This is a genomic window from Pseudoalteromonas sp. TB41 (assembly GCF_000497975.1).
GTDB classification, from domain to species: Bacteria; Pseudomonadota; Gammaproteobacteria; order Enterobacterales; family Alteromonadaceae; genus Pseudoalteromonas; species Pseudoalteromonas tetraodonis.
In genome coordinates, this window is sequence record NZ_AUTH01000120.1 from 76,460 (window position 1) to 101,554 (window position 25,095).

Consider the following 25,095-nt stretch of genomic DNA (forward strand, 5'->3'; position numbering starts at 1 on the left):
TACCTGCCTTTCGCTTTTTTCATTTAGGTCTTAACGTTATAGGCATTCTATGTATCAATTAAAAATAAATGAATTATCAGAGCAAGCGTTTTTAAGTCAATATTGGCAAAAAAAACCACTGTTGATCAAAGCTGGTTTTAAAGATTTTCAAGACCCACTTGATGCGAATGAACTCGCAGGCCTTGCTATGGAAGACAGCATAGAATCGCGCATTATTACTAACCACAATCAACAATGGCAATCGCATCAAGGACCATTTGACGATTTTGAAATACTCACTGATCAGCACTCGACACTACTCGTGCAAGCAGTGGATCATTGGCATCCAGAGGCTGCTCAGTTACTTGAACCTTTTCGCTTTATACCAAATTGGCGCATAGATGATTTGATGATCAGCTACTCAACCCCAGGTGGCGGTGTTGGCCCACACCTAGACCAATACGATGTATTTATTATTCAAGGTGAAGGTAAGCGCCATTGGCGGGTAGGATTACCCGACCCAACACTAAAACAGTTTGCTCAAAATAAAACATTACTGCAAGTTGAAGCTTTCAGTGCAGTAATTGATTGTATTTTGGAGCCCGGTGATATTTTATATATACCACCCGGTTGTCCTCATGAAGGCTATGCGGTTGAGAATGCACTTAACTATTCAGTCGGTTTTAGAGCACCTAATCAACAAGATTTACTTTCAAGTTTTGCTGATCATATTATCGACACAGAAAGCGGCCAAGAAAGGTATACCGACCATACCCTCGCCCTGCGTGATTCTAAAGGTGAGCTAACCCAAAGCGAAGTCGATAAAGTAAAAACGTTAATGCAAGCATTGCTAGAAGACGAGAGTTTATTTAAACACTGGTTAGGTAATACCCTTAGCCAACCTAAGCATGATATGGACTTAGCCCCTGAAGAAGACCCATTTAGTGTCGAACAAATACAACAACTGCTTGAAAACCAAGTAACATTTGAGCGTTTAGGGGGCACACGTGCTATTTATCAATGTATGGATGCAGAGCTACTTCTGAGTATCAATGGCGAAAACTTCGCTTTACCCTTATCTGATTTAGAAGCGGTAAAACAGCTTACTGATTTTATTGAATTTGATAGTAGCGTGCTTAATGCAACCACACCTAGCCTAGATTTTATCGAAACTTTTACTACACTGGTTAATGAGGGTATTTGGTTTAGCTAGGAGGAGGTCATGGTTTATACGGTTGACAAAGTTGATTGGCAAAGTGAAAAAAGTCAACTGCAACATATAAGGGAGCGAGTGTTTGTATATGAGTTACATATTCCTAAACGTATTGAGTTTGATAACTTAGATGCACTCGCTCAACATATTCTGGTCACCGATAATATGCACTCACCTGTTGCCACAGGTCGATTATGTAATGATGGTTTAATTGGTAGAATCGCCGTATTGCCGCAGCATCGCAACCGCAATGTTTATAAGTCACTGCTTAATTTCATTGTTAAATTAGCAGCGGAGCAAGGTATTGAAGCAATCAGTATTAATTGTATTTTAAACGAAGTAGAACGATTCAAAAATAATGGGTTTACTGTGCAAGGCCACGTCTTTATGGAAGCAGGTATCCCAAGGCAACGTATGCAGTGCCCTATTGCATGCTTTGAAACACGACCATTTACTTTAGTGCATTAACGAAAAAACGAGCCACTTGGCTCGTTTTTTTTCTTTATTCTTGTCGGTAATCTTTGAAAAAACGCTGCATTTTCATCATTGCACTCGATAAATCATCTTTATTAGGTAAAAACACCAATCTAAAATGATCAGGCTCTGGCCAGTTAAAGGCGCGCCCATGTACTAACAATATTTTTTCTGCTTTTAACAAATCAAACATCATTTGTTCATCGCTTTTAATATTGAATTTAGCTGTATCCACTTTAGGGAAAGCATAAAGCGCCCCTTTAGGCTTTTTACAACTAATTCCATCAATCGCATTTAAGCCGCGCCAAGCAATATCACGTTGCACATATAAACGCCCACCGGGGTCAATTAAGCTATCAATTGACTGAACGCCACCCAATGCTTGCTGAATTGCATATTGTGCGGGCACATTGGCACAAAGACGCATTGAGGCAAGAATATCTAAGCCTTTAATTAAATCTGTCATTAATGCGGTGCGACCACTTAACACCATCCAGCCCATTCTCAGCCCAGCAGCACGGTATGTTTTAGCTAAGCCATTAAAGGTGATGATAGGGAGATCATCGCATAATGAACCAATAGAAGTATGGGTAACGCCGTCGTATAGAATTTTCTCGTATATTTCATCGCTTAACAGCAAAAGCTTGTGCTCTCGAGCAATATTGATCAATTCTTCAAGTAAAGCGTCACTGTACACAGCCCCGGTTGGGTTGTTAGGATTAATTAGCACCAATGCTTTGGTTTTAGAGGTGATTTTACTCTTAATATCATCAATGTCAGGAAACCAATCTTGCTCTTCATCACACAAGTAGTGAACCGGATTACCACCTGCTAATTTTACCGAGGCTGTCCAAAGCGGATAATCTGGAGCGGGAATTAACACTTCATCATCATTATTCAACAGTGCTTGAGTAACCATTTGGATAAGCTCACTCACACCGTTGCCAATGTAAATATTATCAACGTCTAAATTGTGTAAGCCACGCTGTTGGTAGTGCTGATAAATAGCAACACGCGCAGAATAAAGACCTTTAGAGTCACAGTATCCTTGAGCTGAATATAAATTACGGATGATATCGCGATGCATATCTTCTGGCATATCAAAGCCAAATGCGGCGGGGTTACCTATATTAAGCTTTAATACCTTTTGGCCCTCATCCTCCATTTTTTTAGCTTGCACTAAAACGGGACCTCGGATGTCATAACAGACGCCGTCTAATTTATGACTCTTTTTTATTTCTGACATTGTTACCTCTAAAGAGCAAGTTAGCCATTAGACTAACGCAGTATAGCCGTGAATTACTAGGAAAATTAAGCGCTTAAAACTGAAAAAAATTCACGTTAACACTCTTTTTTATTACTATTGAAACGCGTTTAGCGCCCAGCTAACCATGCATTTAGTTTTGCTTGTGAACCAGTAACTTGCGCCATTAATCCATCGGCTGCATTAACAGCCTGCTCGTCATTCCCGTTATTTAAATTATATTCAATTAAACGAGCAACTTCGGCTAAACTTGCCGCACCAAATTGAGCGGCGTTTGATTTAAGGCTATGAGAGTGGCGAATAGCAGCCTCTTTATCTTGCCCAAGCGCAGCAATTGCTTCGTTACCCAATCGCTCAAATTCCGCACAACAAAATTCCAGCGTATCTGGAAATTGTTCACCTAATAGCGATTCCATACTTTCTAAAGCGGATTCGTCAATATTGATCTCTGTCATATTCATGCCCTTCAATACGGTCCATCGATTTTCTTCTTATCTCTTACTCTATATCTAAGCACAAAAAAAACCAACTTTATTAGTGCAAAAATGTATAATTACGGCAAATGTACCAACGAAATAGTGTATTCAATGGCACGTCCTCATTGTAAACAGTGTAACTTTTCGCTAAGCACTTGTATTTGCAGCGCAATTACCCGTGTTACTAACCAAACTCAGGTTATTATTTTGCAGCACCCCAATGAAGCAAAAGTGAGCAAAAATACGGCGCAGCTATTAGCTTTGGGTTTAACCCACTGTAAAATTATTAGAGGCGAAAATAATCAAGACTTCGCCTGTTTACAGAACCTGCCTATTGAATCGAGCGTATTACTCTACCCAAGCGAGAGCGCCGTAAAATTAGACCGACCGAATAGTAAAGAAAACCTTCAAGATATTACGCATTTAATTGTGATTGATGGTACATGGAATAAAGCTTTTAAAATTTTGCAATTAACCCCGTTATTACAACAGTTTAAAACGGTAAGCTTTAGCCATATTCCCACCAACCGTTATGCTATTCGTAAAGCCCCTAGAGCAGATAGTTTATCGACACTAGAAGCAGTAGCGCATAGTTTATGGCTCATAGAAGCACTAAACCCTGCGCCCTTGTATGGTTTATTAGAGGAATTAATAAAAAAACAAACCCAACACATGCCCGCTCACGTAAAAGCACGTTACTTGTAATGTATGAGCTGAAATAAAATAACCGATGCGTAATACCACATCTCGATTAAAACGCGGATTTTCTCGCCAAGGCCCCGACTATCGTTTTGACGATCAAGTCGATTTTAGTGATATAAGAACCACTTTTGGTTTTCGTTCTATGGTGGTTGGTAAGTGGGTTACTAAAGAAGAGCGTTTTATTAGTGCCAACTTAATTTATGATGCGCTGGCTGATTTAGCGCAGATTCTGCATTTACCACCCACTGCCATTGGCCTGCGTGGCAAACTTAATCTCGCTTTTGGTCACGGTGGACAAAAAGGCGTGCAAGCACATTATAATGCGTATGACCAAACCTTAGCACTGGCTAAAAATGCAGGCGGTGGCGCTTTAGCCCATGAATGGTTTCATGCTTTTGATCATCATATTAGTGAGCATTTGTTTAAATCAAAAACCCGCTTTGGTTTCGCCTCTAAGTTATGGTTATCACACTCTCCCGACTTAAGCCATCCACTTAATGATGCACTTAATGAATTTTATAAACAGGTGTTTTTAGAGCAAAGCGGTGAACATGCCAATGAATTTGTAAATAAATGCATTGCGTTTGATAAAGCGCATAATCAGCAGTATATGAGTATGCCAGAGGAGCTTGCTGCTCGGTGTTTTGAAGCCTGTATCAACGAGCATCAAACAATCAAAAACAGTTTCTTAGTCGGCGGTTTGAGTAATAATAACTTAATTTATCCTGAGCTAAAGCACACGTTACACGCCAATGAAGCGATTAACCATTATTTTCAACTATTAGGTTATGCGCTTCATCAACTAGAAAAATAAGCTATTGTTTAGCTTAGTTATTTATCGTCACTGATACGGCTTGCTACCGCACTATTCTGATCTTTATATTTTGCATCAATGCGGGTGTTATAAGGGCTTTCACACGGACCGGTAAGTGTTTCAAAACTCATTGCGCCAATTTTCATCATAGGTCTGAGCGCAAGCGGCAGCTTACCAGAGTTATAAAACTCTAAAACAATATTACCACTCCAACCAGGATCTATTCTGTGTGCTGTAACATGCACCATTAAACCCAAACGTGCCAGCGATGAACGCCCATCTAACCAACCAACAATGTCTGCAGGTAGGGTTACTTTTTCATAGGTTATTGCCAACGCAAGCTCGCCAGGATGTAGAAAAAACGCTTCGCCTTCAGCTAATACAATTTCGTCGCTCATGATTGATTCTAACGCTTTATTAAGCTGATCTTTTGGACCACTTAAATCAACATAAGCGGCATTATGGGCATGAAATGTTCTAAACTTATTACCTAAGCGAAGATCAGCGGTAACCCCTGAAATCATTTCACTCGTTGGCGCGGGCTCGATAACAATGCGCCCATCGTTTAAGTATTCTTTAATATGTGTATCTGAAAGTCTCATTTTTAATCTTCCGTAATCACAACGTCAATCGCGTTGTGATGTTGTTGATAGTAAAGCGTGCTGGCAATCAATCGTGCGGCCGCGCTGTAAGTTTTGCTAATAGCCGCATCTGTCTCATCGGCAATCAACTTACCTTGCTCAGAGGATTCTCTGATATCAATCGCAAGCGGAATATGCGAAAGCACAGGCACACCATGCTTAAGGGCTAATTTTTGTGCACCGTCTTTACCAAATACATGATTGGCCTCGCCGCAATGCCCACAAATGTAATGGCTCATATTTTCAATCAAACCGAGCACTGGCACATTTACTTTATTAAACATAGCAATACCCTTTTGCGCATCAGCAAGCGCTAAGTCTTGTGGCGTCGTGACAATCACGGTGCCACTGGCTGGCACTTTTTGGCTCATGGTTAATTGAATATCACCGGTACCTGGCGGCATATCTACAATTAAATAATCAAGTTCACCCCAATCGGTTTCATTTAAAAGCTGACTAAGCGCGCCTGAGGCCATTGGGCCGCGCCATACGGTGGCATCATCGCTGGGGACTAAAAAACCGATAGATTGCGCTTTAATACCATTGGCATCAAACGGTTGTAATTGTTTATTGTCTTTTGTAACCGGCTCACTGCCAACTAATCCTAACAACATAGGAATTGACGGACCGTAAATGTCGGCATCTAGTATGCCTACTTTTGCGCCTTCATTTTTAAGCGAGCCCGCAAGATTTACAGCCGTAGTAGATTTACCCACCCCACCTTTGCCTGAGGCGACTAAAACAATATGTTTAATGGCTTTAAATTTCGCAGCCTCTTTAAGGTGAACACTGGCCGTTACGTTTACATCAATCTTTAAACGCTCGGTTAAAAATTTAGCAACATGTGGTATTTCAGATTGTGCTGCAAACGGAAGAGTGAGTTTAACAATAATTGATTTATCGGTGTTTTGAGTAATATCAGCGATAAAATCTTGCACAATACCCACAGCGAAAGCGGCACTTCGATAGGCCGCTAAAGCAGAAATAATCGGTTGTTTTTGCACCGATTTAGCAGAGAATAGTTTCGACAGTCCAAACATAGCAATAAAATAGCGTTTCTTTGATGAAAAGTGCCACGGAATTATGTAACATTCAGGGCATTAACACCAGTCAATTAGTAAATATCCATAAGCAGTGTACTCTGTTACTACCGCGCTTATCGATAATGTAATAATTTTCATCTGTTCCTGACTAGGAACGCTTAATTCGGAATGATTATGGCACAGCGAAAGATCCTGATTACTAGCGCATTACCTTATGCCAATGGCCCTACCCATTTAGGGCATTTATTAGAGTATATTCAAACTGATATTTGGTCGCGTTTTCAAAAACTACAAGGCCACGAAGCATACTATGTGTGCGCCGATGATGCTCATGGCACACCTATTATGCTTAATGCGCAAAAGCAAGGGATCACGCCAGAGGAAATGGTTAAAAATGTTAGCATAGAACGCCAACGCGATTTTGCTGATTTTAATATCAAATTTGATAACTACCACAGCACTCACAGCCAAGAAAATAAAGAATTTAGTGAGCTTATTTATAACCGCCTTAATGATGCCGGTCATATTAAAAAGCACACTATTTCCCAGTTATTCGATCCAGAAAAAGGCATTTTTCTGCCAGACCGCTTTGTTACTGGCACCTGCCCTACCTGTAAATCAGAAGATCAAAACGGTGATAGCTGTGATGCCTGTGGCGCAACCTATAGCCCAACAGAGCTGATCAACCCACGCTCTGTTATGTCGGGTGCTGAGCCTATCTTAAAAGATTCTGAGCATTACTTTTTTGATTTACCCGCCTTTGAAGACATGCTTAAAGAGTGGCTACATTCAGGCACAATTCAACAAGAAATGGCCAACAAGTTAGATGAGTGGTTTGCCGATGGTCTCCAGCAATGGGACATTAGCCGTGATGCACCTTATTTTGGTTTTGAAATTCCAAACGCACCAGGTAAATACTTTTACGTATGGCTAGATGCGCCTATTGGTTATATGGCGAGCTTTAAAAACTTATGTGATAAACAAGGCATCGACTTTGATGCATTTTGGCAAGAAGGCTCAGACGCTGAGCTTTATCACTTTATTGGTAAAGACATCATCTATTTCCACAGCCTATTTTGGCCTGCTATGTTAGAAGGCGCTCAATTTAGAAAGCCAACTAACGTATTTGCCCATGGTTTTGTTACGGTCAATGGCGCAAAAATGTCTAAATCAAAAGGCACGTTTATTAAAGCGCGTACTTATTTAGATAACCTAGACCCAGAGTTTTTACGTTACTACTACGCAGCTAAACTTAATAGTGGCATTACCGATTTAGATTTAAACCTTGAAGATTTTGCACAACGTGTAAACTCAGACTTAGTGGGTAAAGTAGTGAATATTGCCAGTCGTTGTGCTGGTTTTATTACTAAAAAGTTCGACGGTAAGCTGAGCAATACAGTTATGCAACCTCAATTGCTTGCAGAATTCCAAAACGCATCAGCGACAATCACCGAATATTACGAGAACCGTGAATACAGCCGCGCAATTCGTGAAATCATGGCACTTGCAGATAAAGCAAACCAGTTTATTGATAATGCTGCGCCTTGGGTGCTTATTAAAGATGAATCAAAGCAAGAAGAAGCGCATCAGGTTTGTTCACTAGGACTTAACCTATTCCGCGTGTTGATCACTTACTTAAAACCAGTGCTACCTGGCATGGCAAGTAATGTTGAAGCCTTTTTAAATGATGAATTATCTTGGCAAGGTGCGCAAACAGCGTTAGTAAACCACCCTATCAATAAATTTAAGCCGTTAATGCAACGTGTAGAAATGGATAAAGTGAATAAAATGGTTGAAGAATCAAAAGAAAGTTTAGTTGCTGAAAAAGACAAAATCGATCCTAATAGCCCACTTGCAAAAGAGCCAATTAGCGAAGAGATTGAGTTTGATGACTTTGCAAAGGTAGACCTGCGTGTAGCTAAAATAGCTAAAGCAGAGCACGTAGAAGGCGCTGACAAATTGCTTAAGTTAACTCTTGATTTAGGCGGCGAAACACGCCAAGTATTTGCAGGTATTAAATCAGCCTACGCACCAGAAGACATCGAAGGAAAGCTAACTGTGATGGTCGCTAACCTTAAACCGCGTAAAATGCGCTTTGGAATGTCTGAAGGCATGGTACTTGCGGCAGGCCCTGGTGGTAAAGAAATTTACATTCTTAACCCAGACGACGGCTCTGAGCCGGGTATGCGCGTAATGTAATTATTATCGCTTAAAGCCGCTAATATTTAGCGGCTTTTTTTTCATCTGTTATTTAGCTATTCTAATAAGAATTTTTAACGCCGCTATTCTCTGGTTTACTTCCTGAAAATAATTAAGCATTATTGCGATTTGGTATTACTGCAACAACTTTTGCTAAGTGAATCACCAAGCTTTGCGAGCTAATATACACAAACCAGTTAATATAGCGCACTTGAGGGTAAAAGCCTTGCCCCTGATTACCATAAATCCAAAAAGCACCAATAATGGCATCAGCCAATGCAGCAAGGAAAAGCCCTAAGCTCACCCACACTATTGATTTGGGTGCGTTAATCCCACCATAGGCAACAACTAATACCAGACCCATAAGTCCAACAGCCGTTATCACTAAGCTATAAACCCCTGTCATAGCTAAAATAGTATCTCCTGCCCCCTCAAGATACATAGAAGAGAACGACGCACTACTTAGCACCAACACAACAACAAAAAAAAGTGCACTTTTTATAAGCGACACCCGGCGTTTTATATTAAAAGCTAACACACAGGCTATAAATAAAAGGCTGTAACCAGGTGCAAAAAATAAGATTGAATCCACTAAGTAATCATGTTTTATCAAGGTACTATAGCGATAATAGTGTTGGGGTAAATTAAAATTAACCACATCACCCGCGATACACAACATAAAAGCGCCACTGCCTAAAAGAGCAATACAGCGTAATTGTTGGTCTTTAAAACGTTTAAATACCCAAGCTGACATCGTTACACTATTAAACACAAGTAAGCAGAGCGAACTCAGTGACAACAGCATTAAAACACGTTTATTTTCAGGCGCAAGTAGCCCTATTAACATCACAGCTAAAGCGCACAGCCAAGCTATAAAAGTAATAATTTGATGCGGATGTTTTATAGATAAAGGATTAATTGCACTATCCAGCCTTTTAAAATTAATAACGTTAACTTAGCAAGTTTTTATCGTCCAAGGCTATTTTTTGTTTTGCATGTGCTGTATTTCTTTTTGTGTTTTAAGCCGACATTGCGCTAACTGTTCGAGTCGAATTGCTTTAATAGCGGCTAATGGATCTTGTACATTAAGTCCACCAGCATCATGGTTATTTTGTTGGTTTATTATTTTATTCTCATCGTGCTTATTGTGCATATCTTTTCTCTTGAAACTGTTTATCGATTTTAGGCGCGGTACCTTAAGTAAAAAAGTGCTTAAACGCTAAACGATTTACTTGAAAAACACCTGACACCCTGTATATTAGAACCCTCTAATGTTTGGAGGTGTATTATGCGCGTTATTTTACTTTTTTCCAGTTTATTTATTTCATCCGCTGCTTTTGCTAGCAATGCCGACGAGGCACGACAAACCATTAAGGCATTTTCAAGTGATTTAAAACAGGTACTGGTTAGTACTATGAAACAAAGCGGCCCACTAGCGGCAATAAGTGTATGTAATACAGCTGCACCCGCTATCGCTTCACAACATAGCAATAGTCCTTGGCAAATTAGCCGCAGTGCTTTGAAAACTCGTAGCTCAGATAATCAACCCGATGCATGGCTCAAAAATGTTTTATTAAACTTTGAACAACGTAAGCTCAATGGCGAGCCGGTAGCAAGCATAGAATATCAAGAGCAAAGACCGGATGGCTGGTATTTTGTAAAAGCGATTCCTACTCAAAAAGCGTGTTTAGCGTGTCATGGCAGTCAGATTGACCCAACAGTTTCTAAAAAAATAGCGACTTTATACCCTAATGATCAGGCAACTGATTTTAAACTGGGTGACATTCGTGGCGCATTTGTTGTTAAAAGGGCCAGTGAAAATCACCAATGATAACTCATTAACGATCAGCTATTAAATTTTACTGCATCGGATGCAATACGCTTTTTACGCCTAACATATAAAGTATGTGGCAGCATAAGTAATTGATTTAATAAAATAGCTAATACCAATGCAAACAACACTGCACTCGCGGTTAAAGGAATACCTAACTTAAAGTTATCAAGTGTACTTTGTAATCTGTCAACGCGCTCAGGGGAGAACATATACAGCATTTTTTGTAGTAGATTTCCTTGATCAAAAATAGCCATCCCTTTTTTTAAATCGGCAAATTGCAGTAATGTTTGCTGTTTTTGATTTGCATCGGCTCTGACACTCGGTTCAGTGTTTGCTAAATGGCGGTTTATCATCGCTTGCGTGCTAGAAAAGTTATATTGCTTGGCCGTTTTTGCATAGCCGTCGACTTGCCATTTTGTTGCATGGTATAAGCCCGCTAAATGTTGTTGGTAATGATCACTCAGCTGCGGTAGTTGCAATGAAACAATAAAAGCGCAAGCAAATATTAACTTATCGAACAGGTTAACGATCATAATAATCCCTTGTGCTGCGTTTAATAAAAGTGACTACCGTTAACTATAGCAGGTAGTCGCTTTAGTCTAAATACCATGCGCTGTGCTGCGCTGTTAATCTGCTTGGTGGAATTGACGATGTAGGGCGTGAACCTGCTCAACAAGTGCTGGTACGGGCCCATAAACAGCGACATTAGGAGCAACCGCTTCAATAGGTAACGGGTTAACCGGCGACTTAGTCATTTTGAGCTCGCTAAGCCAGCTAGTTAATTGCGCAGATGAACTGACATACATAATTCGACCTAAACCTACCCATGCGTGTGCTGCGGCGCACATAGGGCAATGTTCCCCTGAGGTATACACAGTAGCCCCAGCGCGTTGCTCAGGGGTCATATTGTTGGCTGCCCAACGAGCAATCTCAAATTCAGGATGACGAGTATGATCGCCACCCGCAACACGGTTACGATCTTCCATACATATATTTCCTTCAGCATCAACAAGCACAGAGCCAAACGGTTCATCTCCTGCTTCTAACGCCTCTTTAGCTAGTGCTACGGTGCGTTTTAAGTGCGCTAAATCAGTCTCGTTCATAATCTGTAAACTCCTTTACTATCACTTTTGGAGATATTTAGTAACGTGATCTGTTTTTCTACTGCGCTAACCATAACGCTTTGATCCCTGCTTTTGCAACACGTACATCCTCACTGCCATGAGCACCGCCAACTCCCACAGCCCCCACCACAGTATCGTTAATATAAATAGGCACCCCGCCATCCAATATTAAAATGTTTTCATCTAAATAACGAAGGTCTGCTGGAATAGTGCCCTCATTTATGCCTTTTGCTATAACTGCGGTTTCTCGCTTTTGCGAATTGGCGGTATAGGCTTTTTTATAACTGGCACGAATAGTATGAACACCGGCACGATGATCGCGAAGTACCGCCAGCGTTTGTCCAGATGCATCCACAACGGTTATTGATACAGCTAAATTGTCTTTGTGCGCCGCTGCAGACACTGCATTGACTATACGCTGTGCCATTTCACCCGTTAATTGTGCCACCATAGCCACATTTTCAAGCTGTTGATTATAAGTATTTATCTGCATTTCAGTTTGTCCAGCAACAGACGCTAATGAAGAAAGTGATGCAATGAGCGCTGTAAAAATAGCCCGTTTTTTCATGGTTTATTTCCTATTGTTAATTAATGACGTTATATCGCTGAACTGGATATAAAAAATTGAAAATAAACAGACCGTGTTTACTCATAAAAGCTTTCACTAGGAGGGTTAATAGCTGGCTTTGCTTTTTATTAAATACCTTTATTGGGATAAGGCAATGACCCACCCTTTTTTAAAATGATCGTAAGCTAGCAACCCGGCGTAATATTTAACCGACAACTAATCAATTTAAAGGAAAGTAACATGTTTAAGAAAATAGCGTCTGTTCTGACTTTTGTATTAGCAAGTTTAACCCTATCTTCAGCAGCTCATGCCGATCACCATGGTATGAAAAAAGATATCGTTGATGTAGCTGCTGCCAATGGTTCTTTTTCAACATTCGTTGCAGCTGTCAAAGCGGCAGGCCTCGTTGATACGTTAAAAGGAGATGGCCCTTTTACTGTATTTGCGCCAACTGATGAAGCATTTGCCAAGCTACCAGCAGGTACCGTTGAAAACCTTCTTAAGAGCGAAAATAAAGACAAGTTAACTGCAATTCTTACCTACCATGTGGTATCAGGTAAAGTAATGGCAGATGTAAAAGCCAGCAACGGCGTGATTCATGTCATTGATACTGTTTTGTTGCCAAAAGAGTAACAATCTAATCTCCACAGCGGAGTAAAATACTAACTCCGCTCACTATTACAAGCACAAAGTATTATTTTCTTTTACTAAATGCCCTCTTTTATACTAGTGATTTTTACACTATATTAAAAGATAATTAAGCGTCTGTTAATATTGAGAAAGTGTTTGTGGAAACAAATAAAAATAATACTACTGTTGAAGATAAACCAACTGAAGATCAAAAGAAGTTTTTCCTCGATTTACTCCCGGGAAAGCTAATTGATATACAATTTAACAATCCCATTCAGGTTCGCTTTAAACTCACTTTAATCGGCTACGACACCGGTAAATATTTAATATTAAAATACCCTGCTCAAGCAGGTAAAAATGATTACAGCGACATTTTAGTTGAAGGTAATGGGGCTATTGTACGTTATATCATTGAAGACGAACGGGGCGAATGTGTTGCTTTTTCAACCAGCATATTAGCGATTTCATTTCGCCCTGAACGATTAATTTATTTAGCTTACCCTAAAAAAATTGAAAGCCGACAATTACGTGAAACTAGCAGGTTGCCTACACACATTCCGGCTAAAATTAGTTTACATAAAGGCGATATTGATGCTGATAATAAAAGCTTATTGCACGGTTTAATTATTGATATTTCTCCGAGTGGTTGTCGCTTTGCTATTCACGTAAGCTCTGGATTTGTTGCACTAAAAAAACGTCAAGTTTTTGTGCATATACTTTCTCCATTAGACAACGAGCCTGTTATTATTACGTCTTACATTAGGAATAACCAAATGAAAGGCAACCGCCTTAGCGTTGGTATAGAGTTTGATGCTTCAGAGCAAGTTAAGCTTAACAAGCTGTTAGAAGCTTACTCGATTGATATTGATTAATGCCTTAAATAATCCTACCTGCAGAAACAGCAATGGCTAACCAATCTTGCTTAGCCATTGTAATAGTTAGTTTTTTATTCTAAACGCTTCAAAAACCGGTCACTTCTTGGCAAGTAGTAATCATCATAATCAAGCGAGACAATCACACGCTCTGCCCGACCAAGCAACTCATCACGTGGAACTAATCCAATGACCCGCGAATCCGCACTGTTATCGCGGTTATCACCCATAACCAGATAATGAACTGCTGCTATTGGTGTTGCCGGAAACTGCACTAAGCTTGCTGCCGATTTGGTAAGCCGTATGGTATGAGCATGCCCCTTTAAGTGCTCAGTTTTATCTAGCCACCGAATACTCTCGTTTAAAGTGCTATAACTTACTTTCTCGCCATTAATGGTCAATTCGTTATTTTGCAATGAAACTATATCACCTGGTGTGCCAATAACGCGTTTTATTAAACGGTTATCCGCCACTTTAGAATCAAATACAATAATATCGCCGGTTTGTGGTTCTGCCAGTCTTAACAGGGATACATGCGTAAATGGTATACGTAAATCATACGCCATTTTATCGGTAAGGATTCGGTCGCCTTCTTCAATAGTCGGTTTCATTGAACCTGTTGGTACTTCGTACCAATCGGCGACGGCACTACGAAACACACTCATTAAAATAATAAAAACAATAGGGCCTGTTGACCTTTGCGGATTGGAATTTGTTCAAACAAGGGGCGATTTAATCGCGGCGCGAGGTTTGTAACCTAGTGGGCTAAGTAAAAACCGAGTAACAAAGAGTTAATCGCCCCTTGGAAGAACCCTTTGGGCAATACCTGTTTGGCATTGATGCTATGTTATCGCCTATTTATGGGGAATAACCACACCACATAGGCTCTGCCTTGCTTAAATACCAAACAGACTACTGCAAATTCAACCTTGAAAGGTTAACAGGCCCTTAAGAACGGTTATTTTTCCAAAATTTATAAAGTCGCTTCATGTTATGACTCTGCTATAGGTTAAGTGTTTATTTGACTGTATAAATGCAGAGCCGTTCAAAGGAGAGTGTAACAAAACATGTTTAGGGATAGAGACATGCATAAAACATGTCTCTAAAGATAGTTTACTGCTGGTTTAACTTGTCTTTCGCTTCTTGTACTTTTGCAAAATCTAAACCTAATTCATCCGTTGCTTCTTTTATTAAATGAGGTTGGGTCATTACTACCGCCATCAATTGCTGAAGTTTTTCAGGTGGTATGCCCAGCTCTTGTACTAATGCCATAGCCATCATTGGGTTTTGGGTAAATGCTTCAAATAATGCCGCTACTTTTTCATCGCTGACATTGTGCTCTTTTAATATTGCAATAATTGGATTCATTATTAACCTTAAAATCGAAATAGTTTGTTAAAGTATATGGCCTCATACAGGGATTAACAATATTAATCCCTGTGGCATTACTTGTTTCACTCTACCAACAATACAACTTTACCTGAGTTTTCATTACCCTCTAAAATGGCATGTGCCTCACTAGCTTGTTGCCATGGCATGATTTTATAAATATTAAAGTCATATTTCTGATTGGCAATATCATCATAAAAGCGCGCTACAAATGCATCTCTTAACGCACGTTTAAACGCGATACTGCGATTACGTAATGTCGAGGCATGAAACGAAATGCGCTTTTGTAATAAGCGTGCAAAATCGACTTCGGCAAAGCGACTATCTAAAAATGCGAGCATCACAATCTGACAATCCATTGCGGCCACTTTGGCATTTTTATTTAAATAGCGGCCAGAAACCGGATCGACTATGGCGTTTGCACTTAAGTTATGTGCCTTCATATATTCAACAAAATCAGTGGTTTTATAATTAATCACATGGTCAGCACCCAAGCTTTTAGCGTGTTCACATTTTTCATCAGACCCTGCTGTTATTACCACCTGTGCACCGGCACTTTTTGCCATTTGAATAGCCGCTCCGCCTACGCCACTGGCACCGGCATGAATAAGCGCCGTTTGCCCTGATTGTAGTTTTCCTAACTCAAAGAGTGCGCCAAAGGCAGTTAAATACACTTCACTAATAGCAGCACCTTGTGCCATAGAAATATTATCTGGCAATTCCATTAATTGCTGCGCATCTACCGCGACATATTCACTGTAGGCACCACCGGCACATAGAGTAAAAATACGCTTATCTTGCCATTTAGGGTCTACCTCACTGCCAAGCTCACACACGGTACCTGCACATTCGAGTCCTAGAATAGGGCTATCCCCTTCAGGAGCAGGATACTTACCTTGGCGCTGCATACAATCGGCGCGGTTAACGCCAATCGCTGCTACTTTTACCAATACTTCATTACTGCTAATCTTCGGCTTGTCGGTTTGTTCAAACGCTAACTGCTGATCTTGATGTGAAATGTACTGCATAAATCTCCTCGTATTTTATTCTATTTGATTTTCGCCATACTTCGGCTTCAACTAACTCGTTATTTACTGTGTAATATGATTAAAGTGTGTAGTGGTTAGTAATTTTATTGATGTAACCTCGGGGTTTTAGCACTGGCAAACACAAAGCCTGACAAAAAAGCGAAGCCAACTAATTTAAACTCATAATACTCCTTTTGGAGTTAACAGCGCCTTAAGCACAAAAATTCAGTGCTGATTTAATCAGTGTATTGGCCTTTGTGGACTAACCTTTGTTCAATTTGGCCGAACTCGTTGGGCAGTACATGTTCTGCATTTATGCTGCGTTATCAGCAATTGCTGGGGAAGCCTTGTCTAAAAACACAACTTCAAATTTAACCTTGAAAGATAAACAAAACTATAAATTATTAAAGCGCCAGCTTTGTTTATAAGGATATACATCAGGAAGCTGACCTTGCTCAATACCTTGCTGAGTCATTTGCCAGTACTTTGCCGTAAATAAGTCACTATGATAATGATTAAAATGGCTAAAGGCACTGCTGCTGGCACTAAAAAACACCTTAAATTGACTCGGGAATATATCATTTTGGTCTATGTCAAAATAAGAATATGAGCTTATTTCCTCTAACGCGTTGTCAGTATTTGGCACTTCTCTAAAATTACAATCAGTAAGAGGGCAAATTTCATCGTAATCATAAAATACCACTCGCCCCCAACGTGTCACACCAAAGTTTTTCATTAGCATGTCACCGGCAAAAATATTAGCACTGGCAAGCTCTTTAATCGCTTTACCATAATCAACCATCACCTGCTGCAGTGATTTACTGGTACATTGACCGATATATAAATTAAGCGGTGTCATTTTTCGCTCAACATAGACATGTTTGAGTATTAACGCTTTGCCCGAAATAATTAAGCTATCACCAATGTGTTTTTTCATTTGTGTAAGCAATTCATCACTAAAACGACTTAAATCAAAGGCTAGGTATCTAAATTCATGAGTATCAACTAATCGCCCTACTCTATCAGCCTGTTTTACAAAGTTATATTTATCTTTTACGTGCTGTTTTGTCGCCGTTTTTGGTGCACTAAATTTATCTTTTATTACTTTGTACACATAGTCTAGGCCATCAATTGTAAAAACAAGCATCACCATACCTGGTGTACCTGGCGCTAAATGATATTTATATTGCTCGGGGCTACTTTTAGTCGTGTCCACCTTATAGCGATAAAATTCTGTTTTCGCATGTTTAATAAAACCTATCGCATTAAACAATTCAAACCGTTGTTTGTGAGGCATTAACACACTTAAGTAATCTACATACCTTGCAGGTTGGTCGGTATCTACCATAAAGTACGTGCGCGCAAAGCCAAATAACAAGCTCAGCTGATCAGCACCCATCATCACAGCATCAATTGTAAGCCCGTCAGGGGTATTTAAAATGGCTATTGCAAAGGGCATATTATCGCCATTTTTAGCAATACATCGTCCTATTACATAACACGCTTTATTTCGGTAAAAGTGTGAATTGGCGTACTCAATATAGCCGTCATTTAAACTTATTAGCTCATACACTTGTCTGCATTGTTGCTGCGCCCCTTGGGTTAACGTTGCTTGTAGTTTAGCTAAGTCCTCGTTTAAATTTTTAAATGGCACTCTAAACACTTGTTCATTGACTAAAGTTTTAACTGCGCTATCAAAGCCTTCTTTTAAGGAAATACGACTCACAAGCCCTTCATAAGAACGTGGTTGCCCCCGGTACTTTGCTTTTAAGACAAATAAATGCACCGTACGAATTTTTTTATCATCCCAAATAGCGCCAAAAGTAGAATTAAAAAACGTATGTGCAATTGGCTGGTTTTCATGCTCTTTAACCATTTCGCCATAAATATTTTTTGCTCGTTGCCATGTTTGTGGACAGTTTAGTTCATCATAGGCAATCACTTTAACGGCCTCACTCACCTGCTTTACTTGACGCTCATACACTTGCAAGCGCGCTCGCATTGCCGCTTGCACCTCATGATATTGGCGTTGTTCAAAGCGACTTTGTGCCCCTAAGGTAATATTTAAGAACTGTGCAAACATAGCTTCAAAGCCAGCAAATACAGCGCGTGCTAACTTAGTGGCTATGAGTTCTTGTATAGGATTGTGGGTAGACGTTAACGACGTGCTAGGCATAGTATAGGCGCTTCTATTTTTAGCAATTATGCTGATTATTTTTTATTAGAGGTTTACACCTTAGCAAGCACGCTTTAATTTAGATAATTAATACAGCAAATAAATAAAATTGATCATATGAATATAAGAAATGTCGATCTCAACCTACTCGTCTATTTAAATGTATTAATAGATGAAAAAAGTGTGTCTAAAGCGGCCAATAAACTCGCATTAACACAACCGGCTATGAGCAATGCGTTAAAACGCCTAAGAGACTTATTTGACGATCCTTTGCTTGTTCGTGCAGCTGGCTCCATGACCCCAACAGCTAAAGCCCTTGCCCTCAAGCCCGAAATTGAAGCGCTGTTAAAAATGGCAGAAGAGATCACGCAGCCCAGTGAGCAGTTTAATCCGGCTACCGCCAACGTGACGTTTCGTATTATGGCAAACGATTATATAGAATCGACGCTAATTGCCCCCTTTATTTGCGAGCAGCTAGCTAAAAATCCGGGCATTGACTTCGATGTACTTAGCCCCAGCGACGTGAACCTACAGGATATGGAAAAAGGCACTATCGATTTGGCAATAAACCGTTTTAATGGTCTGCCGCGCTCTTTTCATCAAGCTACTGTATGGCGAGATAACTACTGTTGTTTAACCCATCCACATAATCCATTTTTAAACGATGCAAACTTAGACCAATACTTAAAAAGTGAACATATTTGGGTTAATCGAGCCGGCTGGGGGCCCGAACCCGCTGTAACCAATAAATCAGGTAAACAAAAATTAGGCTGGGTCGATGAGGCATTATGGCAATTAGAACAAACACGTAAAATACGCGTATTTACTCGTCATTACATGATTGCCAGTTTACTGTGTCAATCTGAGCAACTTATTGCAACCCTTCCGCGTCGTCAAGCAAAGCTTTTAACTAGCCATACTAATTTAGTGATTAGCCCTGTGCCATTTCAAATCGTCCCCATAGAAATAAAAATGATATGGAGCCCGTTATTACATCATACACCAGCGCACCAATGGCTTAGACGCGAGTTGTTGGCGTTTGCAAATACAGTGATTGATAGGTAAAGAATTAAAATATTGATCAAATCAATATCAGTTATTGAAAACAATAATTTCATTAATATTACACTTAGCGCTACAGTGAAGTTAAGCCAACAAACTAAGAGTAATAATTATGCAAACATCAGCAAGCTTCACACAACAAGACGGATTATTCATTGATGCAAATTTACATCAATTCATTGAACAACAATTGTGTCGTAAAACAACACTTCAAACGCAACACGTTTACCAAGCGTTAGCCACGCTAGTTGATGAGTTTGGGTGTGCATGTCGTAAAACCAAACACCAAGAAAACGACATTCTCGACGTGAATACTTTATTAAATGCATATCAACGTAAAAGTCATCCACATTGTCATGTAGATGCACAAACAACCGCAGCCGTTCTAGATGAATACTGTTGCCAAGTGCCTGCGATTATTGTGGTTGCTTTAATGGATACGCTTAGTGGCACACTCTGTGAAGAGCCAAGCGCCCATAAACTTTACCACAGAGCTGCAGAGCTGACAGAGCGTCCATGCGTTCATCGCGAGCAAACAGCTAACGCCTCTGCAGCGTAAAATGCTGCCCTTTAAAAGTGCTCGATAACCTTGTTGGCAAATTGTTTGCAACTTAAGGTTGTCGAGTTATGATTTGATTGAGCTAAATCAAATGTAACCTGTCCACTGGCAAATGTGCTTTCAAGCGCGTTTTCAATTAAACAAGCAGCCTCACTCCATCCCATAAACTTAAGCATTAGCACCGCACTTAATAAGCTACTGCTCGGATTTGCCTTATCTTGCCCTGCTATGCGCTCAAATGTACCATGTGTGGGTTCAAAAAACGCAACTTCGGTATTTAAGTTTGCCGTCGGCATAATCCCTACTCCACCGACTTGTGCACTGAGCATATCGGCTAAAAAGTCTCCGTTTTGATTAGTAGTGGCCACCACATCAAATTGGCCAGGATCCATTAAACACTGCTGAAGCATATTATCGGCAATCACTTCTTTAATAACCAGCGGCGGTAAATCAGCACGTTGTATTTCAAGCCAGCGCCCGTTTTGATGCTCAACGGCAGCGTATTCACGTTTGGCCAGCGTAAATCCCCAGCGCTTAAATGCGCCATCGGTAAACTTAAGTACATTGCCTTTATGAACTAAAGTGAGTGATTCACTATTATTTTTTAGGGCATAATTAATTGCATAGCGTATTAATCGCTCTGATCCCTCTTTAGAGATATTTTTAATACCTAAACCACATTCTTGGGTAAAACGAAGCCGAGTTACGCCCATTTCTTCACATAAAAAATCGAGCATTTTTTCACTTTCAACACTGCCCGCTTGCCACTCAATTCCTGAGTACACATCTTCACTGCTATCACGCAGCACGGTAATATGCGTGGTAAATGGGTTTTTTAAGGGTGACGGTAATGCACTAAATCCTTTAATGGTTCGCATATTTACATACAAATCCATTTCATGACGAAGCGCGACATTTAGCGAGCGAAATCCGCCTCCAAGCGGTGTTGTTAAAGGGCCTTTAATCGCGATTTTACAATCTCGTACTGCATTAATCGTTTCTTGAGGGAACCAATCACCGTCATAAAGCTTGGCAGCTTGCTCACCATTGTAAACTTGCATCCAATGAATTTTGCGTCTTGCGCCATAACTATGCTCTATGGCGGCATCCACTACTTTTCGCATCACTGGCATCACATCGAGGCCGACGCCATCACCATCAATATAAGCAATAATAGGGTGTTCGGGTATATGCCACTGTCCTTGTTCATCAATGAGTATATGTTCACCATTTTCTGGCACAGTAATATGTTGATATTGCATTGTTAACACCTAGAAAAACATCCTCTTTTCATTAAAGCATGTTCGTTAATAGGTGTCTGTAATTGCATTTTTATAATTGATATCACCGCAGCGAATAACTGCACGGTATTCACTATTAGTAAAAATAAGGGAACGATTTTTTTACCAAGGTGGCATCAGGCATTTTATTTAACACCCGACCAAATAGAACATTACTGAGTAGAGCATAACTGCAGATTAATTTTAACCACCGGATGATTATAAAATTAACCTGCTAAGTGAGATTATTTATAATAGGCAAATAAGTATTTATTAAAGCTATATTGACTTTGTATAACCGCAATAAAAAATCCTGCCTTACCATCTAAAAAGCCACGTCTTAAAAAATAATGGCGGATAAAGGCAAAAAAAGCGGAACTACTTGCCTTCAAGAGTGATGGTTTTTTACCCTTTTTTTCCATTTGCTCTGCACCTATGTGCGCATAATGGTTTCTTTTATTCATATAGCCAAAAATATCTTCATGCTGAAAATGTAATATATTTTCTTTCAACTCAATTGGTTTACAATCAAGCATTACAACAGACTCATGCACTAAGTTTTGGTTATAACCTGTTATTTTTTTATTGTAAATACGCGCAATACGATCAGGATGCCAGCCGCTGTGTCTAATAAATTGGCCACAAAAATACGTTAAACGGTTAAGCTTTAAAATATTTTTCTCATTGCATTTTGCCAATGTCGTTATTATTTCTTCCTTTAAACGCTCACTGACAACTTCATCACAGTCAATTGCAAAAATCCAATCGTTAGTTGCTAATGCTTCTGCCCTTCGTCTTTGCTCACCAAACCCTTGCCAGTCATCACGCACAAATACTTTATCTGTGTATTTATTTGCAATAGCACGTGTTTCATCAGTGCTACCTGAATCAAGTACAATGATTTCATCTGCCCACTTTACTGACTCTAAACAACGCTCAATTTTATCCTTTTCATTTTTACATATAATACAAACAGATAGCTTCACAAAATTTCCTTTTTAATAACGCTGTATTTTAAAAATTATCTTCCTATTATAAACAGATCATAACAACACAGGAAACAAGGCTTTAAAAAGTATGGTTTTAAGCTTCTAAAATAACGTCAATTGTATTGAGTAAAGCCTCTACTTGATGTCTATCAAGCACGGTGTTAGCGGATTTTAATCGTTTTTCAAACTCAACAGCTTGTTGATACAGTGCTTGGCATTCAAACATCCCTGCTGTTCCTTTGATCATATGTACGCTGCGTGCAAAACCGGTTATATCACCCTGCTTAAATTGAGACTGTAATGTGTGTTTTTGTTTTTTTAATCCTTTAATGTATTCTTGCTTGAGTAGTGCAAACTCATCATCAGGCAGCTTAATATTTTCGCATATATCAATATCAAGATAACTTGCGATTTTACTACTAAAACACCGTCTATCGATGGGTTTGGCAATATGGTCGGTAAAACCTTGTCTTAAATAACGATCGACTTCATGCTTCATCGTGTTCGCAGTAAGCGCAACAATCGGTGTTGTTACTCCTGTTGCTTGCATAATACTAATTGCTTGTTCACCATCCATAATTGGCATTTGAATATCTAATAAAATTAAATCAAATTGTTCATCAAGTGTCGCTTGCGCAGCATCTCGGCCATTTTCTACTGTCACCACGGTTAAACCCATTCGTTCTAAAATCCGCTTAATCAGCTGTCGGTTTTCTGGGTGATCTTCAGCCACGAGTACCCTACCAATCAAATTTCGCTGGTTACTATTTATAGGGAGCTCTTTGTTTTGTGACTTACAAATATCGTCAAATGCGTTAACCCATTTTGTATGAGCCGTTGTATGCAGTGCCATAGTAAAACAAAACTCACTGCCGCTTCCGAGCACAGAATAAACCGTAATATCGCCATCTAGTTTAGTTGCTAGGCTTTTTGAGATATTTAACCCAAGTCCAGTGCCACCGTATTTGCGAGAAATCGACGAGTCAGCTTGATGAAAGGGAGTAAACAAGTCTTTTTGCTCACTGTCGGTCATACCAATTCCCGTATCTTTCACTTTAATAATTAGTTGTTTTTTATTATAGCTAACCGTTAGCTTTATATAACCTTGGCTGGTAAATTTAAGCGCATTGGTTGCTAAATTTAATAATATTTGTCTCAATCGAGTTGGATCTGAGACTATCCAATCAGGTAGCGGAAATTGATAATCAACTTTAAATTTTAAGCCTTTATCACGGATTTGTTTTCCTAATAACGATTCGATTTCAGCAATAGTGGCAAACAAGTCCGTTTCAACTAGCTCTATCTCTAGACGGTTAGCCTCAATTTTTGACATATCCAAAATGTCATTAATTAAGCCAAGAACATGACGACTATTTTGCAAAATCACCCGAATGCCATGGTTTCTCTCATGAGGCTGTATATCACCTAAAATAATACCATCAGCATAACCAATGATTGATGTCATTGGGGTGCGAATTTCGTGGCTCATATTGGCTAAAAATCGACTTTTAGCTTCACTTGCATCACGAAGTTCTTCAGCTAATTGTTGTAACTCTTGAGTACGCAACTGTACTTTGTGTTCTAAATTTTTAGTCAATTCAACATTCTCATGGTGTAAAATGCTAAATTTATTTGCCACGGCAAAAGCAAGTAGCACTGCATCGAGTGCGGTACCAATGAGCCCAAGTAAATAGAGATCCATCTTTATGGGTTCAATTAGCCCTAAATTAGTTAAATTGCCGACCATATTAGGAATGGTCATCGCCAAATACGCTAAAACAAAATAGCGAGCGGGCTTAAAGCCACTTAACCAACTTCGTATACCAACAATCATACCCAGGCACAAAGTAGCCCCCGTTACTAAAGTAGCCCATATAAAGCCAAAACCTGGCCAAATGATTGCAAATGGAGTACCTGCGGTAGCAATAATGCCCAAGTAAATTGAAAACCGTGATAATTGAGGAGACGTTTCCTTTAATTTAAGTAAGCTGTTAAAAAATAAGATATTTGTGATGGGAATTAAGGTAAAACCTAGCCAATGAAAATGGGCGTTGTAAAAACCAAAAATTTGATCTGGTATATGAAAAAACTGACTCCAAGCTAATACCCAGCACGCGGTAAACAGAGCGTAATACAAATGGGTTTTATCTCTATCACCCAAGTAAATAAGAAAATTGTATAAACCTAATGCAATACCAACCCCAAAGCACAGCAGCATAATCATGTTATCTGATGTTTTTTTCACAAAAAAATCATCATAAGGTGAAAGCACTAATTTAGGTGGGGTGTAAAAGTATTCACTTTGAAATTTTGCAATTAACATATAGGGACGAGTAGGCGTCAGCTCAATTCTATTACCATAATGAAATGCAAACTCATTAGGGTAAATGCCACCCGTTGTATAACGATTTATTGGCTCATCAAAATTCGACATATCATAAATACGCGTCTCAATTTTTGAAAGCAGTGTGTTATAGGGATACAACACAAGTTCATTTAAATCAGTTTTGTTTTCCAGCTTAATCACAAACCAAAAACTACCACCAAAAAACGATGTTCTCGACTGTGGTTGCTTTTTTTCAAGCCACGTTTCTATATCGCTATGATCTCGGGGAAAAGCGCCATCAGTGACTTGAAATACACTGCCTTGATTAAGCAAATCAGTATCTTGTTGTTTCAAAGTATAAGCAAAAGGCTCAAGTGCATTTGCCACTGCTAAATTGCTAAAGCATATAAATACACAATATATAAATAGCTTTAGAGCTGCCTTTATTGGCAT

Annotated in this window: 26 protein-coding genes; 10 read left to right on the forward strand and 16 right to left on the reverse strand. The window is 39.5% G+C overall.

Annotated elements, in window-relative coordinates; genetic code table 11:
• The first annotated feature begins 49 nt into the window (after nucleotides 1-49).
• Nucleotides 50-1,192: a cupin domain-containing protein gene (locus L641_RS0121265; RefSeq protein WP_024603066.1), complete on the forward strand. Its 1,143-nt coding sequence runs from the start codon at nucleotides 50-52 to the stop codon at nucleotides 1,190-1,192.
• Nucleotides 1,193-1,201: 9 nt separating this feature from the next.
• Complete coding sequence (locus L641_RS0121270; RefSeq protein ID WP_013465047.1) at nucleotides 1,202-1,660, forward strand: GNAT family N-acetyltransferase; 459 nt, start codon at nucleotides 1,202-1,204, stop codon at nucleotides 1,658-1,660.
• 34 nt (nucleotides 1,661-1,694) lie between these two features.
• On the opposite strand, the gene L641_RS0121275 is transcribed toward L641_RS0121270, so the two are convergent.
• Nucleotides 1,695-2,912, reverse strand: coding sequence for a pyridoxal phosphate-dependent aminotransferase (locus tag L641_RS0121275; protein WP_016900382.1), 1,218 nt, complete (start codon nucleotides 2,910-2,912; stop codon nucleotides 1,695-1,697).
• A gap of 128 nt (nucleotides 2,913-3,040) precedes the next feature.
• Nucleotides 3,041-3,385 carry an Hpt domain-containing protein gene (locus L641_RS0121280; RefSeq protein ID WP_013465049.1) on the reverse strand — a complete coding sequence of 115 codons (345 nt, stop codon included), beginning with the start codon at nucleotides 3,383-3,385 and terminating at the stop codon, nucleotides 3,041-3,043.
• A gap of 132 nt (nucleotides 3,386-3,517) precedes the next feature.
• Here L641_RS0121280 and L641_RS0121285 point away from each other — a divergent pair, with 132 nt between their 5' ends.
• Nucleotides 3,518-4,111: a tRNA-uridine aminocarboxypropyltransferase gene (locus L641_RS0121285; protein ID WP_024603067.1), complete on the forward strand. Its 594-nt coding sequence runs from the start codon at nucleotides 3,518-3,520 to the stop codon at nucleotides 4,109-4,111.
• Between the two features lie 25 nt (nucleotides 4,112-4,136).
• The gene (locus L641_RS0121290; protein WP_024603068.1) at nucleotides 4,137-4,922 is read left to right on the forward strand and encodes a CLCA_X family protein; all 786 of its coding nucleotides are present in this window, start codon (nucleotides 4,137-4,139) and stop codon (nucleotides 4,920-4,922) included.
• Nucleotides 4,923-4,939: 17 nt separating this feature from the next.
• Here L641_RS0121290 and dcd read toward each other — a convergent pair whose 3' ends face one another.
• Both dcd and apbC read right to left on the reverse strand, forming a co-directional pair.
• Nucleotides 4,940-5,524, reverse strand: a complete 585-nt coding sequence (gene dcd / locus L641_RS0121295) for a dCTP deaminase (RefSeq protein WP_013465052.1) — start codon at nucleotides 5,522-5,524, stop codon at nucleotides 4,940-4,942.
• 2 nt (nucleotides 5,525-5,526) lie between these two features.
• On the reverse strand, nucleotides 5,527-6,603 hold the full coding sequence (apbC, locus tag L641_RS0121300; RefSeq protein WP_024603069.1) for an iron-sulfur cluster carrier protein ApbC: 1,077 nt from the start codon (nucleotides 6,601-6,603) through the stop codon (nucleotides 5,527-5,529).
• 177 nt (nucleotides 6,604-6,780) lie between these two features.
• Between apbC and metG the strand changes: the two genes are divergently transcribed.
• Nucleotides 6,781-8,805 (forward strand): methionine--tRNA ligase, encoded by a 2,025-nt coding sequence (metG, locus tag L641_RS0121305; protein ID WP_013465054.1) that lies wholly within the window; start codon nucleotides 6,781-6,783, stop codon nucleotides 8,803-8,805.
• A gap of 112 nt (nucleotides 8,806-8,917) precedes the next feature.
• Here the strand turns inward: metG and L641_RS0121310 are convergent, their stop codons facing one another.
• A complete protein-coding gene (locus tag L641_RS0121310; RefSeq protein ID WP_249365197.1) occupies nucleotides 8,918-9,559 on the reverse strand; it encodes a hypothetical protein in 642 nt (213 codons plus the stop codon).
• A 225-nt stretch (nucleotides 9,560-9,784) separates the two neighbouring features.
• Nucleotides 9,785-9,958: a hypothetical protein gene (locus tag L641_RS23435; RefSeq protein ID WP_171048717.1), complete on the reverse strand. Its 174-nt coding sequence runs from the start codon at nucleotides 9,956-9,958 to the stop codon at nucleotides 9,785-9,787.
• Nucleotides 9,959-10,093: 135 nt separating this feature from the next.
• On the opposite strand from L641_RS23435, the gene L641_RS0121320 reads away from it, so the two are divergent.
• Nucleotides 10,094-10,636 carry a DUF3365 domain-containing protein gene (locus tag L641_RS0121320; RefSeq protein WP_024603071.1) on the forward strand — a complete coding sequence of 181 codons (543 nt, stop codon included), beginning with the start codon at nucleotides 10,094-10,096 and terminating at the stop codon, nucleotides 10,634-10,636.
• Nucleotides 10,637-10,650: 14 nt separating this feature from the next.
• Here L641_RS0121320 and L641_RS0121325 read toward each other — a convergent pair whose 3' ends face one another.
• From L641_RS0121325 to L641_RS0121335, 3 genes are all read right to left on the reverse strand, one after another.
• A complete protein-coding gene (locus tag L641_RS0121325) occupies nucleotides 10,651-11,172 on the reverse strand; it encodes a DUF2937 family protein (protein ID WP_024603072.1) in 522 nt (173 codons plus the stop codon).
• Nucleotides 11,173-11,265: 93 nt separating this feature from the next.
• Nucleotides 11,266-11,742, reverse strand: a complete 477-nt coding sequence (locus tag L641_RS0121330; RefSeq protein ID WP_024603073.1) for a nucleoside deaminase — start codon at nucleotides 11,740-11,742, stop codon at nucleotides 11,266-11,268.
• A gap of 58 nt (nucleotides 11,743-11,800) precedes the next feature.
• Entirely contained in the window at nucleotides 11,801-12,331 is a 531-nt protein-coding gene (locus L641_RS0121335) for a heme-binding protein (protein WP_024603074.1), read from the reverse strand.
• 240 nt (nucleotides 12,332-12,571) lie between these two features.
• Between L641_RS0121335 and L641_RS0121340 the strand changes: the two genes are divergently transcribed.
• Both L641_RS0121340 and L641_RS0121345 read left to right on the forward strand, forming a co-directional pair.
• A complete protein-coding gene (locus tag L641_RS0121340; protein ID WP_024603075.1) occupies nucleotides 12,572-12,964 on the forward strand; it encodes a fasciclin domain-containing protein in 393 nt (130 codons plus the stop codon).
• Nucleotides 12,965-13,119: 155 nt separating this feature from the next.
• Nucleotides 13,120-13,833 carry a flagellar brake protein gene (locus L641_RS0121345; protein ID WP_013465062.1) on the forward strand — a complete coding sequence of 238 codons (714 nt, stop codon included), beginning with the start codon at nucleotides 13,120-13,122 and terminating at the stop codon, nucleotides 13,831-13,833.
• Nucleotides 13,834-13,907: 74 nt separating this feature from the next.
• Here the strand turns inward: L641_RS0121345 and lepB are convergent, their stop codons facing one another.
• From lepB to aceK, 4 genes are all read right to left on the reverse strand, one after another.
• Complete coding sequence (gene lepB / locus L641_RS0121350; protein ID WP_076916083.1) at nucleotides 13,908-14,516, reverse strand: signal peptidase I; 609 nt, start codon at nucleotides 14,514-14,516, stop codon at nucleotides 13,908-13,910.
• A 430-nt stretch (nucleotides 14,517-14,946) separates the two neighbouring features.
• Nucleotides 14,947-15,201, reverse strand: a complete 255-nt coding sequence (locus L641_RS0121355; RefSeq protein WP_008113615.1) for a DUF2999 family protein — start codon at nucleotides 15,199-15,201, stop codon at nucleotides 14,947-14,949.
• 86 nt (nucleotides 15,202-15,287) lie between these two features.
• Complete coding sequence (locus L641_RS0121360) at nucleotides 15,288-16,250, reverse strand: zinc-binding dehydrogenase (protein WP_024603077.1); 963 nt, start codon at nucleotides 16,248-16,250, stop codon at nucleotides 15,288-15,290.
• 394 nt (nucleotides 16,251-16,644) lie between these two features.
• On the reverse strand, nucleotides 16,645-18,426 hold the full coding sequence (gene aceK / locus L641_RS0121365; protein ID WP_024603078.1) for a bifunctional isocitrate dehydrogenase kinase/phosphatase: 1,782 nt from the start codon (nucleotides 18,424-18,426) through the stop codon (nucleotides 16,645-16,647).
• 117 nt (nucleotides 18,427-18,543) lie between these two features.
• Between aceK and L641_RS0121370 the strand changes: the two genes are divergently transcribed.
• Both L641_RS0121370 and L641_RS0121375 read left to right on the forward strand, forming a co-directional pair.
• Entirely contained in the window at nucleotides 18,544-19,491 is a 948-nt protein-coding gene (locus L641_RS0121370) for a LysR family transcriptional regulator (protein ID WP_024603079.1), read from the forward strand.
• A 109-nt stretch (nucleotides 19,492-19,600) separates the two neighbouring features.
• Entirely contained in the window at nucleotides 19,601-20,047 is a 447-nt protein-coding gene (locus L641_RS0121375) for a hypothetical protein (RefSeq protein WP_024603080.1), read from the forward strand.
• An 11-nt stretch (nucleotides 20,048-20,058) separates the two neighbouring features.
• Here the strand turns inward: L641_RS0121375 and icd are convergent, their stop codons facing one another.
• The 3 genes from icd to L641_RS0121390 form a co-directional block, all read right to left on the reverse strand.
• A complete protein-coding gene (gene icd, locus L641_RS0121380; protein WP_024603081.1) occupies nucleotides 20,059-21,309 on the reverse strand; it encodes an NADP-dependent isocitrate dehydrogenase in 1,251 nt (416 codons plus the stop codon).
• Between the two features lie 263 nt (nucleotides 21,310-21,572).
• Complete coding sequence (locus tag L641_RS0121385; RefSeq protein WP_024603082.1) at nucleotides 21,573-22,313, reverse strand: glycosyltransferase family 2 protein; 741 nt, start codon at nucleotides 22,311-22,313, stop codon at nucleotides 21,573-21,575.
• Between the two features lie 97 nt (nucleotides 22,314-22,410).
• Nucleotides 22,411-25,095 (reverse strand): 7TM diverse intracellular signaling domain-containing protein, encoded by a 2,685-nt coding sequence (locus L641_RS0121390; RefSeq protein WP_024603083.1) that lies wholly within the window; start codon nucleotides 25,093-25,095, stop codon nucleotides 22,411-22,413.

Coding starts and splice junctions, on each gene's coding strand:
- L641_RS0121265 (WP_024603066.1), top strand. CDS start 50: ATGTATCAATTAAAAATAAATGAATTATCAGAGCAAGCGTTTTTAAGT.
- L641_RS0121270 (WP_013465047.1), top strand. CDS start 1,202: ATGGTTTATACGGTTGACAAAGTTGATTGGCAAAGTGAAAAAAGTCAA.
- L641_RS0121275 (WP_016900382.1), bottom strand. CDS start 2,912: ATGTCAGAAATAAAAAAGAGTCATAAATTAGACGGCGTCTGTTATGAC.
- L641_RS0121280 (WP_013465049.1), bottom strand. CDS start 3,385: ATGACAGAGATCAATATTGACGAATCCGCTTTAGAAAGTATGGAATCG.
- L641_RS0121285 (WP_024603067.1), top strand. CDS start 3,518: ATGGCACGTCCTCATTGTAAACAGTGTAACTTTTCGCTAAGCACTTGT.
- L641_RS0121290 (WP_024603068.1), top strand. CDS start 4,137: ATGCGTAATACCACATCTCGATTAAAACGCGGATTTTCTCGCCAAGGC.
- dcd (WP_013465052.1), bottom strand. CDS start 5,524: ATGAGACTTTCAGATACACATATTAAAGAATACTTAAACGATGGGCGC.
- apbC (WP_024603069.1), bottom strand. CDS start 6,603: ATGTTTGGACTGTCGAAACTATTCTCTGCTAAATCGGTGCAAAAACAA.
- metG (WP_013465054.1), top strand. CDS start 6,781: ATGGCACAGCGAAAGATCCTGATTACTAGCGCATTACCTTATGCCAAT.
- L641_RS0121310 (WP_249365197.1), bottom strand. CDS start 9,559: ATGTCAGCTTGGGTATTTAAACGTTTTAAAGACCAACAATTACGCTGT.
- L641_RS23435 (WP_171048717.1), bottom strand. CDS start 9,958: ATGCACAATAAGCACGATGAGAATAAAATAATAAACCAACAAAATAAC.
- L641_RS0121320 (WP_024603071.1), top strand. CDS start 10,094: ATGCGCGTTATTTTACTTTTTTCCAGTTTATTTATTTCATCCGCTGCT.
- L641_RS0121325 (WP_024603072.1), bottom strand. CDS start 11,172: ATGATCGTTAACCTGTTCGATAAGTTAATATTTGCTTGCGCTTTTATT.
- L641_RS0121330 (WP_024603073.1), bottom strand. CDS start 11,742: ATGAACGAGACTGATTTAGCGCACTTAAAACGCACCGTAGCACTAGCT.
- L641_RS0121335 (WP_024603074.1), bottom strand. CDS start 12,331: ATGAAAAAACGGGCTATTTTTACAGCGCTCATTGCATCACTTTCTTCA.
- L641_RS0121340 (WP_024603075.1), top strand. CDS start 12,572: ATGTTTAAGAAAATAGCGTCTGTTCTGACTTTTGTATTAGCAAGTTTA.
- L641_RS0121355 (WP_008113615.1), bottom strand. CDS start 15,201: ATGAATCCAATTATTGCAATATTAAAAGAGCACAATGTCAGCGATGAA.
- L641_RS0121360 (WP_024603077.1), bottom strand. CDS start 16,250: ATGCAGTACATTTCACATCAAGATCAGCAGTTAGCGTTTGAACAAACC.
- aceK (WP_024603078.1), bottom strand. CDS start 18,426: ATGCCTAGCACGTCGTTAACGTCTACCCACAATCCTATACAAGAACTC.
- L641_RS0121370 (WP_024603079.1), top strand. CDS start 18,544: ATGAATATAAGAAATGTCGATCTCAACCTACTCGTCTATTTAAATGTA.
- L641_RS0121375 (WP_024603080.1), top strand. CDS start 19,601: ATGCAAACATCAGCAAGCTTCACACAACAAGACGGATTATTCATTGAT.
- icd (WP_024603081.1), bottom strand. CDS start 21,309: ATGCAATATCAACATATTACTGTGCCAGAAAATGGTGAACATATACTC.
- L641_RS0121390 (WP_024603083.1), bottom strand. CDS start 25,095: ATGCCAATAAAGGCAGCTCTAAAGCTATTTATATATTGTGTATTTATA.